The organism is Micromonospora maritima (assembly GCF_902825405.1).
Classification (GTDB): Bacteria; Actinomycetota; Actinomycetes; order Mycobacteriales; family Micromonosporaceae; genus Micromonospora; species Micromonospora maritima.
Map to the genome: position 1 here is coordinate 1 of NZ_CADEAU010000101.1, position 14,292 is coordinate 14,292.

The 14,292-nt window shown below is 73.2% G+C and carries 10 protein-coding genes and 2 pseudogenes; 7 read left to right on the forward strand and 5 right to left on the reverse strand.

Going from position 1 to position 14,292, the window contains the following annotated elements; genetic code table 11:
- Positions 1-2,381: putative bifunctional diguanylate cyclase/phosphodiesterase (locus tag HUW36_RS12510; protein ID WP_174528317.1), on the reverse strand; the 2,381-nt coding region annotated here is incomplete at its 3' end.
- A gap of 859 nt (positions 2,382-3,240) precedes the next feature.
- On the opposite strand from HUW36_RS12510, the gene HUW36_RS12515 reads away from it, so the two are divergent.
- From HUW36_RS12515 to HUW36_RS12535, 5 genes and pseudogenes are all read left to right on the forward strand, one after another.
- Positions 3,241-6,024, forward strand: coding sequence for an ATP-binding protein (locus HUW36_RS12515; protein WP_343044321.1), 2,784 nt, complete (start codon positions 3,241-3,243; stop codon positions 6,022-6,024).
- Positions 6,025-6,282: 258 nt separating this feature from the next.
- Complete coding sequence (moaC, locus tag HUW36_RS12520; RefSeq protein ID WP_174528310.1) at positions 6,283-6,774, forward strand: cyclic pyranopterin monophosphate synthase MoaC; 492 nt, start codon at positions 6,283-6,285, stop codon at positions 6,772-6,774.
- Positions 6,771-7,241, forward strand: a complete 471-nt coding sequence (locus tag HUW36_RS12525) for a MogA/MoaB family molybdenum cofactor biosynthesis protein (protein ID WP_174528311.1) — start codon at positions 6,771-6,773, stop codon at positions 7,239-7,241. The genes moaC and HUW36_RS12525 overlap by 4 nt, the downstream gene beginning before the upstream one ends.
- Positions 7,242-7,278: 37 nt before the next feature.
- Positions 7,279-8,392, forward strand: a pseudogene (locus tag HUW36_RS12530) (molybdopterin molybdotransferase MoeA).
- 14 nt (positions 8,393-8,406) lie between these two features.
- Positions 8,407-8,820, forward strand: a complete 414-nt coding sequence (locus HUW36_RS12535) for a molybdenum cofactor biosynthesis protein MoaE (RefSeq protein ID WP_174528318.1) — start codon at positions 8,407-8,409, stop codon at positions 8,818-8,820.
- Positions 8,821-8,830: 10 nt separating this feature from the next.
- Here HUW36_RS12535 and HUW36_RS12540 read toward each other — a convergent pair whose 3' ends face one another.
- A complete protein-coding gene (locus HUW36_RS12540; protein ID WP_174528312.1) occupies positions 8,831-10,267 on the reverse strand; it encodes a glycosyltransferase 87 family protein in 1,437 nt (478 codons plus the stop codon).
- A 204-nt stretch (positions 10,268-10,471) separates the two neighbouring features.
- Positions 10,472-11,017: a DoxX family protein gene (locus HUW36_RS12545; RefSeq protein ID WP_174528313.1), complete on the reverse strand. Its 546-nt coding sequence runs from the start codon at positions 11,015-11,017 to the stop codon at positions 10,472-10,474.
- Between the two features lie 135 nt (positions 11,018-11,152).
- On the opposite strand from HUW36_RS12545, the gene HUW36_RS12550 reads away from it, so the two are divergent.
- The gene (locus HUW36_RS12550) at positions 11,153-11,698 is read left to right on the forward strand and encodes a GNAT family N-acetyltransferase (protein WP_174528314.1); all 546 of its coding nucleotides are present in this window, start codon (positions 11,153-11,155) and stop codon (positions 11,696-11,698) included.
- Between the two features lie 40 nt (positions 11,699-11,738).
- On the opposite strand, the gene HUW36_RS12555 is transcribed toward HUW36_RS12550, so the two are convergent.
- Complete coding sequence (locus HUW36_RS12555; protein ID WP_174528315.1) at positions 11,739-12,977, reverse strand: ATP-binding protein; 1,239 nt, start codon at positions 12,975-12,977, stop codon at positions 11,739-11,741.
- A 137-nt stretch (positions 12,978-13,114) separates the two neighbouring features.
- Positions 13,115-13,960: an LppU/SCO3897 family protein gene (locus tag HUW36_RS12560; protein WP_174528316.1), complete on the reverse strand. Its 846-nt coding sequence runs from the start codon at positions 13,958-13,960 to the stop codon at positions 13,115-13,117.
- An 85-nt stretch (positions 13,961-14,045) separates the two neighbouring features.
- Here HUW36_RS12560 and HUW36_RS34430 point away from each other — a divergent pair.
- Positions 14,046-14,292: pseudogene (locus tag HUW36_RS34430) on the forward strand (EamA family transporter); the annotation flags it as partial.

Sequence of the window (14,292 nt, forward strand, 5' to 3'; positions counted from 1 at the left end):
AGCGCGCCGGGCCGGCCGCCGGCGCCACGTTGGAGGGCGGCGAGGAGCGCGCCGGCGGGTAGCGGGCGGGCGAACAGGTGGCCCTGGCCGGCCGCGCAGCCCAGTTCCCAGAGCGCGCGGCGTTGCGGTTCGCTCTCCACGCCCTCGGCGACGACGGTGAGGTCGAGGCTGCGCCCGAGGTCGAGGGTGGAGCGGATCACGGCGGCGGCCTCGGGTGCGGTCTCCATGGCGGTGACGAAGCTGCGGTCGATCTTGAGTTCGTGGACGGGGATGCGGGAGAGCAGGGAGAGGGACGAGTAGCCGGTGCCGAAGTCGTCGAGGGCGAGCCGGACGCCGGAGTCGCGGAGCCGGCTGAGCACCCGGTCGACCACGTCGAGCTGGCTGAGGGTGAGGGTCTCGGTGAGTTCGAGCACCAGCCGGTCCGGTGGCAGGTCGTGGGCGCGCAGCCGGGCCAGGACGGCGCCGGGGAAACGGGCGTCGAGCAGGCTGCGGGGCGACACGTTCACCGAGACGGGCAGGTCGAAGCCGGCGTCGCGCCAGGTGCCGGCCGCGATCAGCGCCTGGTCGAGGATCGCCTCGGCGAAGGCGGGCAGCAGTCCGGAGCGTTCCACCGCTTCGAGGAAGCGCAGCGGGTCGATCAGCCCGTGGGTGGGGTGGTGCCAGCGGGCCAGCGCCTCCGCGCCGGTGACCTCGCCGCTGGCCAGGTCGACGATGGGCTGGAAGTTGACGGTGAACTCGTGGTCGGCGACGGCCCGGGGCAGTTCCCCGCCGAGGGTGAGCCGGCCCAGGTCGGCGGTGTCGCGGGCGGCCGCGTACGTGGCGATCCGCTGGCCGGCCCGTTTGGCCTGGTACATCGCCACGTCGGCGCGGCGCAGCAGCTCGGCCATCCCGCCGGTGGCGGGGGCCACGGCGATGCCGCCGCTGGCCTCCACGCTGATCCGCATGCCGTCCAGGTCGAGCGGGTCGTGCAGGGCGGTGAGCAGGGCCTCGGCCCGGTGGGCGGCGACGGCCGGAGCGGGCAGGGCCCGCAGCAGCACCGCGAACTCGTCGCCGCCGAGCCGGGCGACCAGGTCGTCGGGTCGGGCCGCGCCCCGCAGTCGTTCGGCGACCTGGATCAGCACCTGGTCGCCGGCGCCGTGCCCGAGGGTGTCGTTGACCTCCTTGAAGTGGTTGAGGTCGATCAGCACCAGGGCGGTGACGCCGTCGGCGTGCCGGGTGGTGAGGTGGGCGGTGCCCTCGTCCAGCAGGTGGCGGCGGTTCGACAGGTCGGTGAGGGCGTCGTGGGTGGCGGCGTAGGCGTGGGCGTCGGCGATGCGGGCCAGTTCGGCGTACGCCTGGGCGTTGCGCACCGCGGTGCAGAGGGCGGAGGCGAAGGTGCGCAGGGTGTACTGCTCGCGCTCGGAGAGTTCCACCGGCCCGGCGAACCTGAGCCGCAGCACGCCGAGGTCGTCGGCCCGGTCGTGGCCTTCCAGCGCGACCGGCATGATCCGGCCGTCCACCTCGCTGGATGGTGGGGCGGTGCCGTCGTACGCGATTCCGGGGGCGCTGCCCCGGACGACGCGTCCGCCTTCGCGTAGTTCGACCTCCACCTCGTCGGCGGAGAAGAGTTCGGCGGCCTCGGTGACGGCGGTGGTCAGCACCTGGTCGAGGTCGACCACGTTGAGGGCGTCGGTGGCGCGGGCGAGGCGTTGCCACGCCTGCTGTTCGGTGCGGGTACGGATCCGGGACGAGTAGGCCAGGTGCAGGCTGAGTACGAGCGGCGGCACGGCGGGCAGCAGTCGAGGATCGATCCGCAGGATGAGCACGGTGGCGACGGCCACCAGGAAGCGCACGCCGAAGCCGGCGATACGCAGGTCGAGATCGTTGCGGAACTGGCGGAGGATCGGCGTGCGGGAGGCGAGCGCGATGACCGGAATCGCGAGCACGTCGTCGAGGACCGCGGCCACCAGGTAGACGAATCCCAGCAGCATGACGATGCCGATCGGTTCGCGTGGTGGCCAGGCGGTCCCGAGCAGCAGTGTGGTGGCCGCGGTGCCGCCGGCCACCAGGGTGTGCTTCGCGATCGCGAACGCCACCTTGATCGGCGCCAGCCGGGTGATCGATCCACAGGCCACCCCGAGGCCGGTGGCCAGGACGACCCAGGAGGGCGGGGCGACGGCGAGGCCGATGACGATCGCCGTCTCGACCCAGGCGAAGTAGAAGGTCGTCGACCGGATCCGTAGTCGGGTCTTGATGACGGTGGCCAGTGCGACCGTCACCACGAGCGTCGCTACCGTGACGAGATCCCGTACGGAGTCGGGAGGCTGCTGGCGAGCGGCGAGGAAGGCGACGAGCGCGATGGTCGCCGCTCCGAGGACGAGGGTGTAGACGAGTCCGCGCAGGGCCGGATCGACAGCCGTTCGGCCTTCCGTCGTTCGGCTCAACCGGAGTCACCCGCCGCTCACCGTCGGTACGCGATGAGCGGCAGCCTACCGCGTCGCTCCTGGCCGGGAAACTCTCATCCCCATTCGGTGCTGCGCATTGTTCACCCCTCCTCGGATATCGCTTCGGGTCGGAATCGCCACGGACCGAGTTCGTCGCTCTCAATCGGTGCGGCGCATTGTCGCGACCCTCCTCGGATATCGCTTCTGCGCGTATCTGTGTCCCGCCGGTTGAAGAGCAGGCTAGGCGGAGGAGTGGGCGGTAAGGAAGAATTAATGTCCTTATGCGCAATATAAGCAACTATCGCGGCTTAAATGACGTTCTGTCCACAAGTTGTATGCGGAGCGGAACGGACCGTCTCCCTTGCGTACCCGCGTTGTCGCTCAGTGCCATCCGAAATCGCGCGGTAGGCATGCCGTCTGTAGCGTCGTCTGGGCCAGGAGACATTACAACCGTGCATCTGGCCGGATCCGTTGGCGGTCGGACGAGTCGTGCCGAGAGTGTCCATGAGCCGTGGGGACAACGGTCGAGTGACGAGTGGATTACGCTGGCGTTCGGTTTGGGACGAGTGCCGAACAGGGCTGGAAACGCGGCGTGGAAATCCGAGTGCTAGGTGGCCTGTCGGTTCGGGTCGACGGAGCCGACCTCACCCTCGGGACACCCAAGCAGCAGCTCGTGTTGGCACTACTCGCCGTTCGGGTCAACCAACTGGTCACTCTGCACGACTTGGTGGACGAGTTGTGGCCGGACGATCCGCCCCGGTCCGCAGTTCCCAATGTCCGCACGTACGCCGCCAATCTTCGGCGAGGTCTCGACTCCGTGGGAGACGGCCGGCTGAGGATCGTCCGTGAACCGGGTGGCTACCGTCTCGTCGCCGACGAGGCGCTGATCGATGTGCACCGACTCGGCGCCCGCTGGCGTCGGGCCGGTGAACTCATGCGCGCCGGCGGGCCCGCGCAGGTGGTGGCCGGGCTGAGCGACGCGGTCGATGCCGGTCCGGCTCCGCTGTTGGCCGGGCTGCCGCTGGGACCGGCGCTGACCGCCCATCGGGAGTCCGCGGAACAGGAACGCCAGTCCGCGCTGGAGTTGTTGGCGGAGGCGTACCTCGCCCTGGGGCGCCCGGAGCGCGCCGTTCCGCTGTTGCGCGAGCACGCCGTACGCGAACGCCTGCGGGAGCGGGCGCAGGCCCTCCTGATGCGGGCGCTCATCGAGACCGGCGACGCGAGTGGTGCCCTCGCCGTCTACCACGCGGCGCGGGACGCCCTGACCGAGCAACTCGGACTGCCACCCGGCGAAGAGTTGGAGCACCTCCGGGGGGCGGCGATCGACGTCCGACGTGGTCCGCCGGAGGCCGCCCGCGAGGCGGAGAGGAGCCATGCGCAGACCAACTGGCTACCGCGGGCGGTCTCGGACCTCGTCGGCCGGGAGACACTTGTCGACGCGCTGTTGCGGGAGATCGCCACGGCCCACGACTCCGGCCCGACGGTGCGGATGATCGACGGGATGGCGGGGTGCGGCAAGACGAGCCTCGCCCTGCACGTGGCGGCTCGCCTGGCCGACGCGTTCCCCGACGGGCAGCTCTTCATCGACCTGCGGGGTCACGCGCGGCAGACGCGGATCCGACCCACCCAGGCGTTGGACATCCTGCTCCGCCAGCTGGGCGTACCGGCCGGCCGGATCCCGGCCCGCTTCGCGGACCGGCTCGAGACCTGGCGGCAGGAGCTGGCCGGGCGGCGCGTCGTGATGGTGCTCGACAACGCCGCGGACAGCGCGCAGGTCGAACCGTTGCTGCCCACCCACGGGCCCGCGGCGGTCCTCGTCACCAGTCGGCGACGTCTGCTGGCCCTCACCGAGCGTCCGCCGGTGTCGCTTGCCGTGCTCACCGAGTCCGAGGCGCTCGAACTGCTCGGCACGCTGATCGGACGGCGGCGGGTGGCAGCGGATCCGGAGGGCGCGAGGCGACTCGTCGACTTCTGCGGTTGCCTTCCGCTCGCCGTCAGGCTGGCCGGGACCCGGTTGGCCCATCGGCCCGACTGGCGGGTGTCGGAGCTGGTGGAGAGGTTGAGCCGGCGGCCGATGTTCCTTCCCGGCCTGCGTGCCGAGGCGCGGAGCGTGGCCGAAGCCTTCGCCGAGTCCTACGAACCACTCGCTGCCGCGGCGAAGCGCGTCTTCCGGTCCTTCGGCCTGGTCGCCGGCAACCACCTCGACAGCGCCATGGTGGCCGCGCTGACGGATCTGCCGTTACCGCAGACGGCTGACCTGCTGGACGAACTCGTGGACCGACACCTGGTGGAGGAGCCCTCCCCGGGCCGCTACCGCCTGCACGACCTGATGAGGCGCTACGCCGCGGAGCTCGCCCGTCGCGAGGAGCAGGGCACGTCGGAGAGGCCGGCCGTGCGTGGCCTGCTCGACCACGTCCTGCACTCGGTGGTCCGGGCCTCGGCGGTCGTCGAGGACGGCCGGCTGGTCGCCGCGCAGCTTCGGCTCGGGGCACCCCTGCGTCCCGATCTGCTCGACGGGCGCGCCCTCGGTGACCTGGACTGGCTGGAGCATCAACGCCTCAACCTGGACGGCTTCGTCCGGCAGGCCGCCCAGGAGGGACACGAGGCGATGGCGTGGAGGTTGGCCAGGGCGAGCTGGCGCTTCTCCTACACACGTGGCTACTACGACGACATCACCGCGACGCACGAGATCGGGCTGGCGGCGGCACGCCGGTCCGGAGACCAGCACGCCATCGCGTTGATGCACAACTACCTGGCCTCCGCCTGCGTACGCACCGGCTCCTACCGGGAGGCGTCCGCCCACCTGCACGCGGTCGTGTCCATCCGTACGGCGCTCGGGGACGCCGAGGGCGCGCAGCGGGCCCGGGTCAACCTCGGAGTCGTGCACTGGCTCACCGGGCGGCTCCAGCAGTCCCTCGAAGCCAACCGCGGCGCGTTGCGCAGCGATGTGTCGGACACGACCCCCGTGCTGCCCAACCTGGGCCTCACGCTTCGTTATCTCGGCCGCTACGACGAATCGATGGCCGTGCACCGGCTCCACCTCTACGTGGCCCGGATCAGGGGGGACCTCTTCCACGTGTCCAACGCGCTGGGACACCTCGGCGGCGTTCAGTACCGGCTGGGGCAGAACCGCCAGGCGGAGCGCCTGCTCCGCGCCTCGTTGGCGCTGCGCGACCGTACCGGCAGCGGATTCGCCCGTGCCGAGACCCTGAGCGACCTCGCCGGCACGTGTCGGCAGCTCGGCCGCTACGAGGAAGCTCTGCGCCACCACGAGGCCGCCGTCGAGGCCGCCACCATCTCGGGCGAGCGTCACGTCCAGGCGGAGGCACGCAACGAGTTGGCCCTCACCCTCGGGGCGACGGGGCGGCGGAAGGAGGCGGCGGCGATGTTCCAGGAGGCGCTGACCATCTCCACCCGGATCGCGCACCCGTACGAGCAGGGTCGGGCGTTGTGTGGTCTGGCCGAGCACCTGGAGCACGACCAGCCGGCCGAGGCGCGTCGGTACCGGCAGCGGGCGTTGGCGATCTTCGAGCGGATGGGCGTGCCCGAGCGCCACGAACTCCGCCGGCGTCTCGCCGAACCGCCGTCGACACCCGCCTGAACCGGTTTATCGATTTCTTATCGCGGCGCCGTCTAACGTCCCGTCATCGGCCAACGGGGGGTGCCCGCCCGAGCGGGACCCGGCCGACCAGGCCCCCACCGTCCGTCCACCCCAGCGGACCGGCGGTGGGCAGGTGAGGGAGGGGCGTCGCACGGTGATCGGCACCCGCCGCGACGTCCCTCCCCGCCGACGGCCCCGAGCAGCCGCCGACGGCCCCGAGCGACGTCCGTCGTCGTACCCGGCGGATAGGGTCGAGCGGTGACCGAACCCGCGCAGCTCACCCACGTCGATCCGGCCGGCGCGGCCCGGATGGTCGACGTCTCCGCCAAGCCGCTCTCCGGCCGGCTCGCGGTCGCCGCCGGCCGGCTCCGCACCACCGCCGAGGTGGTGGAGCTGCTGCGCCGCGACGGCCTGCCCAAGGGCGACGCGCTCGCGGTCGGCCGGCTCGCCGGGATCATGGGGGCCAAGCGCACGCCCGACCTGATCCCGCTCTGCCACCCGATCGCGCTGCACGGCGTCACCGTCGACCTGCACCTCACCGCCGACACCGTGGAGATCACCGCCACCGCGCGGACGGCCGACCGCACCGGGGTGGAGATGGAGGCGCTGACCGCGGTGGCCGTCGCCGGGCTGGCCCTGGTCGACATGGTCAAGGCCGTCGACCCGGCGGCCTCGGTGGACGCCGTCCGGGTGCTCCGCAAGTCCGGCGGCAAGACCGGCGAGTGGCTGCGCCCGGAGGACCGGCCGTGATCCGGGCCCGGGTGGTGGTGGCCTCGAACCGGGCTGCCGCCGGGGTCTACGAGGACACCAGCGGTCCGCTGCTCGTCGCCGGCCTGCGCGAGCTGGGCTGCACGGTCGACGCGCCGGTGGTGGTGCCGGACGGGGAACCGGTCGGCGACGCGCTGCGGGCGGCCCGCGACGAGGGCGTCGACGTGGTGGTGACCAGCGGCGGCACCGGCATCACCCCGACCGACCGCACCCCGGAGGTGACCAGGTCGCTGCTCGACTACGAGATTCCGGGCATCGCCGAGGCGATCCGGGCGCACAGTCGCGACACGGTGCCGACCGCCGCGCTGTCCCGCGGCCTGGCCGGGGTGGCCGGCCGGATGCTGGTGGTCAACCTGCCCGGCTCGCGCGGCGGGGCCCGCGACGGGCTGGCCGTGCTCGGGCCGATCCTGCGGCACGCGGTCGACCAGCTCCGCGGGGGCGACCACTGAACCCGCGGCGCGCGTGCCCCGGCGCTAGGCTCGCCGGATGAGCACCGAAACCCAGACCACCGGGGCCGAGGTGGGCACGCCGCCACCGGCCGGGTGGGAGGAGGCCCGCTCCCGGGTGTACGCGGTCGGTCTCTCCGCCGCGCTCCCCGCGGTCGCCCGGCCGCTGGCCGAGACCGACGGGCACACCCTGGCCGAGCCGCTGACCACGCGTACCGACCTGCCGGCGTTCCCGACCTCGAGCGTGGACGGCTGGGCGGTGCGTGGGGCGGGGCCGTGGCAGGTGGTCGGTCGGGTGCTCGCCGGGCAGACCGCGTCCCCGCTGGACGCGGACGGCAGCACCGTGGAGATCGCCACCGGCGCGATGGTCCCGGCGGGCACGACCGCGATCCTGCGCATCGAGGAGTCGACCCGCACGGCGGACGGCCGGGTGGACGGCACGCCGCGGTCGCAGCCGGAGTGGCGGGAGCCGGGCGAGGAGGCGTACCGCGGGGAGGAGCTGTTGCCCGGCGGCACCCCGGTGGATCCGGCGGTGATCGGCCTGGCTGCGCCGCTACGGCTGCCAGGTGCGCGGCGGCGACGTGGTCGGCCCGGTCGCCGACACGCTGCCCGCGCACGTGGCGGCGCTGCGCGGCGCGCTGGCCAACGCCGATCTGGTGTGCACCACCGGCGGCACCATGCACGGCCCGGTCGACCATCTGCACCCGACGCTGGAGGCGCTCGGCGCCGACTACGTCGTCAACACCGTGGCGGTGCGTCCGGGGTTCCCGATGCTGCTCGCCCGGTTGGTCGACGGCGACGGCCGGGTGCGCTTCGTGGCCGGCCTGCCGGGCAACCCGCAGTCCGCGGTGGTGGCTCTCGTCTCGCTCGTCGCACCCCTGCTCGCCGGGCTCACCGGCCGGCCGATGCCGGTGCTTCCGCAGGTCACGCTGGCCGAGCCGGTGCCCGGCCGGGGTGACCACACCCACCTGGCGCTGGCCCGCTGGGACCGCGTCGCCGGCACCGCCCACCCGGTGCGGCACGTCGGCTCGGCGATGCTGCGAGGGCTGGCGGGCTCGGACGGCTTCGTGGTGATCCGGCCCGGCACCAGCGGGGCAACCGGCGACCGGGTGCCCCTCGTCCCGCTGCCGCTGACTCCCGGGGAGCGGTCGTGATCGATCCGGTGGGCATGGTGCTCGGAGCGGTCACCGACCAGCCGCTCGACCTGGCCGCGCACGAGGCGGCGGTCGCCGACCGCCGGGCCGGCGCGGTGGTGTCCTTCCAGGGTGTGGTCCGCGACCACGACCACGGGCGCGCGGTCACCCGCTTGGAGTACGAGGGTCACCCGAGCGCCGAAGCGGTGCTGCGGGAGGTGGCGGCCGACATCGCCGCCGACCCGGCGGTGTTCGCGGTGGCCGTCTCGCACCGCGTCGGGCCCCTGGAGATCGGCGACGTCGCGCTGGTGGCGGCGGTCAGCACGGCGCACCGGGCGGCGGCGTTCGCGGCCTGTGCCCGCCTGGTCGACGAGGTCAAGGCGCGGCTGCCGATCTGGAAGCGGCAGGTCTTCGACGACGGCACCGAGGAGTGGGTGAACTGCCCCTGAGCGGGGCGGTTCAGCGCCGGGCGGCGAGCGGGGCGGTACGGGCCAGCCGGTCGGCATAGAACGCCGGCTCGGCGCCGGGGCGCCAGGGCAGCGCCGCGACCAGCACGATCAGGGCGATCGCCAGGGAGTTCTCCATCAGCGCGCCGAACAGGCCGTCCTGGTAGTGGGACACCTCGGGGAGCTGGTGCTCGTACGGCCAGATCGGCGAGATCAGGAAGAGCAGATAGAGCCCGAGCGCGCCGACGCCGTGCCGGAGCCCGGTCAGCGTCGGGTACCAGATCGGCGGGCGCAGCGTGGGCACGCCGTTGGCCGAGGACATGCCGCCGACGCGTGACGGGAGGCGGCGGCTGGCGTCGCGACGGCGTATCGCGGCGTCGGCCAGCACGATGATCGCCGGGATGACCCAGACCAGGTGGTGCGACCAGGAGATCGGGCTGATCACGTTGGCGGTGAGCCCGACCAGCGTGAACGCGGTCAGTTCGTCGCCGTCGGCCCGTGCGCTGAGCGCTCGGGACAGGCCCAGCGCCAGCACCAGCACGGAGAAGGCCAGCCAGAGCAGCCCTGGCGTCTCGATCGAGTCGTAGAGGCGTGCGAGCAGGCCGGCGAGGGACTGGTTGGCCGTCATGTCGGCGGCGCCGACCCGTTCGGTCTGCCACAGCACGCTCGTGAAGTAGGCGCGGGACTCCGCGCCGAGCACGCCGAACGTCCCGAGGGTCACGCCGATCGCGGTGCCGGTCGCGATGAGCGCGGCCCGCCACTGCCGGGTGAGCACCAGGTAGAGCACGAACAGCGCCGGGGTGAGCTTCACGGCGGTGGCCAGTCCGATGCCGACCCCGGCCCAGGCGCCGCCGTAGACGAACCGGGCCAGTGGCGAGTCGGCGGTCTCGTGGTGGGTGCCCCGCCTGGCCCGCCAGCGGAGCCCCACCAGATCCGCCATGATCAGCGCGAAGAGCAGCAGGTTGACCTGGCCGTAGCCGAGCGTCTCCCGGGACGGCTCGATGGCCAGGGCGACCGGGGTGGCGACGGCGACGGTGAACCAGAGCGGCCAGCCGAGCCGGTCCACGATGGGGCGCAGCAGGGCGGCCAGCACCACGGCGAGCGCGCCGATGCTGGCCAGCGCGTTGACGAACCCGGCCCCGTCGACCGGCAGCCAGGACATCGGCAGCATGACCAGGGCGGCGAAGGGCGGGTAGGTGAAGCCGAGGGTGGTCGAGGGAGCGACGAAGTCGTACAGCTCGTTGCCGCCCGCCCACCACAGCACCGCGCCGTGGTAGATCTTCATGTCGAAGAAGTTGTAGGGGCGGCCGAACGCGCCGACGGCGAGCCAGGCGGCGTACGACACGGCGGCCACCACACCGATGCGGACGACGATCCGCCGGTCGACACCGCGCGGGACACGGGTGATCGGTGCGAGGCGGTCCGTCCGTCTACCGACTGTCGTCGGCATGGCGTGGCCACCCCCGTACCAAGGTCGTCGTGCCCGTCCAGGTCCAGAACGGAGCCTAGAACGGTGCCTCACGTTGCAGCCTCCCGCGTTACACGACCGTGTCCGATCCCACACGTCTTCGCGACATTTCCACCGCGTTAACGGGTGTCGGACGGTTCAGGTGATTGGTGGCGTTGCGGGGGGTGGTGGCGGTACGGGTGCAGGTCAGCCGGGCATTCGACGGGCGGTCGCCGCGGAGCGTACGGCGATCTTCGCCTCCCGGCGGGCGGTGCGGACCGCGCGCGTGACCGACCGGCGCGAGTGGTCGATCCGGTGGCCGGCACGCCAGCGCAGCCCCGGCTTGCCCTCGGTGTCCGCGGCGGCGAGGAGGAGACCGCCGAACAGGCCGAGGTTCTTCAGGAAGTGGATCTGGTTGTTGTTGCGCGCGGCGGGGTCGTCGTTGCTCCAGAAGGGATGACCGGCGGCGGTGGTCGGCACCAGGGTGGCCGCGAGGACCAGTGCGGCCGGGCGACTGAACCGGCCGGTGGCCAGCATCAGGCCGCCGACGAGCTGGGTGGCGGCGTTGGCCCGGATGAGCGACGTGGTGTCGGTGGGGATGCGCGGGTGCAGGTTCTGGATCAGCGGGGCGATTTTGTCGGTGACCGGTTCGGAGGCGGGGACCAGGCGTTCCGGGTTGCGCAGGTTGCGGGCGCCGCTGACCACGAAGATGCCGCTCAACATGACTCGGGCGAGGGAGCGCACGGGCTTCATGGCTCAGTCATACCCCGTTGCGGGCGTCGTCACCCCCGCAACACACGAAAGGTATCGGCCGACGTGGACGTCCGGGCCACGCCGATTTCAGCGACAGTCGCGGATGGACCGGCCGTGTTCGGTAAGGTCGCGCGGGTGACGACGCTGCGACTGCGCCCGGAGGACCCGGCGGACGAGGCGCCGGTGGCCCGGGTGCTGGCCGCCGCCTTCGCCCGGCCTGATGTGGCCACCCCGCCCGAGGTGGGTCTGGTCGAGGAGTTGCGGCACGGCCCGGCGTGGATTCCGGAGCTGGCCGTGGTCGCCGAGTACGGCGGCGAGGTGGTGGGCTTCGCGCTGCTCACCCGCGTGGGCGTCCGCACCGACGGCGGCACCTGGCCGGCGTTGGCGCTCGGACCGGTGGCGGTGGCCCCGCACCGGCAACGCGTGGGGCACGGCACGGCGGTGGTGCAGGCGGCGCTGGACGCGGCCACCGAGCTGGGCGAGCGGCTGGTGGTGGTGCTGGGCGACCCGGCGTACTACCGGCGGTTCGGGTTCGGCCCGGCGGACCGGTTGGGCCTGACCAGCCCGTGGTCCGGGCTGGGGGAGCCGTGGCAGGCGCTGGTGCTGCCGCCGTCCACCGGCGAGGAGCCGCCGCCCCCGGCCGGCGAGGTGGTCTTCCCGCCGCCCTGGTCGCGGGTGTGAGCCTCGCGCAGCCGGTCCGGGATGCGCGGGCGGGTGTCGCTCAGGCGGGCTGGGTGCGCAGGTAGCGGCCGAAGTGCGGGACGGTGAACGCGACGGTGCCCCGTTCGCCGGAGTAGATCAGGCCCTTCTTGATCAGCGCGTCCCGGGCCGGGGAGAGGCTGGCCGGCTTGCGGCCGAGCGCCCGGGCGATCTCGGCCGTGGGCACCGCGGCGTCCATGTCGTCCCGACCGCCCTCCTCGCCGTCCACCAGCGCCAGCGTGGCCATCGCCCGCATGTACTCGCGCTCGGCCGGGGTGGCCCGTTCGAATCGGGAGCCGAAGAACCCCACGGCCAACTCGGCCTCCGCCTCGGGCGCGGCGACCCGCACGTCCGCGGCGGTGATCGGTGAGCGCGGCGCGTGGTCCCAGGTGGCCTTGCCGTACGCCTGGACGAAGTAGGGATAGCCGCCGGACTTCTCGTAGAGCAGGTCGAGCGCCTTCTGCTCGTACTCGACCTCCTCCCGCTCGGCCGGCGCGCAGAGCGCCTGGTCGGCGGCGATCCGGTCGAGCCGGTCGATGCGCTGGTAGCGGTAGAGCCGCTCGGAGTAGGACTTGGCGGCGCTGAGCACGGCGGGCAGGTGCGGCAGCCCGGCGCCCACCACGATCAGCGGCGCGCCGAGCTGGGACAGCTCGTGGCAGGCGGCGCAGAGCGCGGAGACGTCCTCGGCGCCGACGTCCTGCATCTCGTCGATGAAGATCGCGATGCCGGTGCCGACGTCGGTGGCGACCGCCGCCGCGTCGCTGAGCAGCTCCACCAGGTCGATCTCGATGTCACCGGAGTCGGCCCGGCCGCTGCTGGCCGGCACGTCGATGCCGGGCTGCCAGCGGTCGCGCAGCTTCGGCGCCGCGCCGCCGCGCCCGCTCGGCGGCGTGGATCGCTGCGCGAACGCCTTGAGTACGCCCAGGAAGGCGTCGATCCGGTCGGGTGCCCGGTGCCGGGGGGCCAGCTCGCGGACCGCCATGTGCAGGGCGGCGGCGATCGGCCGGCGCAGCGACTGGTCCGGCCGGGCCTCGATCTTGCCGGTGCCCCAGAGGTGGTTGATCGCCTCCGAGCGCAGCGTGTTGAGCAGGACCGTCTTGCCCACGCCGCGCAGCCCGGTGAGCATCAGGCTCCGTTCCGGACGGCCGCGGGCGATGCGCTCCAGCACCACGTCGAAGACGTCGAGTTCCCGCCCCCGCCCGGCGAGTTCGGGCGGGCGCTGGCCGGCGCCCGGCGCGTACGGGTTGCGGACCGGATCCACGAATCGCACAGTATCGGCTCGTCTAGCGGCCAGGCTAGACGTGCGTAGAGGTGGCTACCGCGTGTCGGCCTCGACACAAAACTAGGGCTGTCTAGCATCCACGCTAGACAGCCCTAGTTTCACCTACCGGTGCCGGCTCACCGCCGCTTCAGGCAGAGCACGAAGTCGAGCGTGTCCAGCTCGCTGTCGAAGAAGTACCAGTCGGTGTAGCCGGCAACCTTGCCGCACTTGGCCTCGGCGTCCTTCTTGCCGCTGGTCGCGCCGTCGATCCGGCGCAGCACCTGGTAGGTCTTCGGCGCACAGTCGGCGATCACCAGCTTGGGCTGGCCGCCCCCGCCCTCGTTGGCCACGCACTGGCCCGCCTTGACGAACCGCGGGTCGGTCGAGGAGGCCGGGGCCGGCGCGGTGGGCGTCGCCTCCGCCGGGTCGCTCGGCGCCGCCGCCGTCGGATCCGCGGCCGGCGCGGTGGCCGTCGTCGTTCCGGCCGTCGGGCTCTTCTCGTCCCGGCCGAGCAGCCAGTACGCCCCGGCGCCGCCCAGCAGCAGCACCGCCAGCACGATCACCACCACCAGCAGCGGACCCTTGCCGCGCTTCGGCGGCGTCGGCTCGGCGTAGGCCGGCTGCCCGCCGGCGTAGGGCGGCTCCCCACCGGCGTACGGCGGCTGCCCGCCGTAGCCGGGGTCGGCGGCGTAGGGCGGCTGGCCGCCGTAGCCGGGGTCGGCGGGGTAACCCTGGTACTGCGGGGGACCGGGCGCCCACCCCGGGGCGGCCGGCTCGTACTGCTGGGTGGGCGGCCCGTACTGCTGGGGCGGCACGCCGTACCGCTCCGTCGGAGCGCCGTACTGCTGCGGTGGCCCGTACTGCGGACCGCCGGGCGCGGGGCCGTAGTGCGGGTCGGCCGGCTGCGGGGCGTACCCCTCGTCGGGCCGCCGTTCCCCCCACGGCTCGGGTGAGCCGCCGCCCGGTGGTCCGAAGTTCGACATGAACGCCTCCTGCGTACGCCAGTGCTGAGAGGCCGGCCACCAACACGGGACGCCGACGCCGTGGTCACCGTAGCGTGGTCAACCGATGAGCTCACGCCCCGAGAGTGCGACGACAGTCGCCGGCAGCCCCGCGCAGCCGGCCCGTCCCGCCCTGATCTGGACCGCCCTCGCCCTGGTCTACCTGCTCTGGGGCTCCACCTACCTGGGCATCCGCGTGGCGGTCGAGTCCCTGCCGCCGCTCACCTCGGCCGCGATGCGGTTCGCCGCGGCCGCCGTGGTGCTCGCCCTGGTGCTGCGCCTGCGCCGCGGGCCGGGCGCGCTGCGCGTGCCGG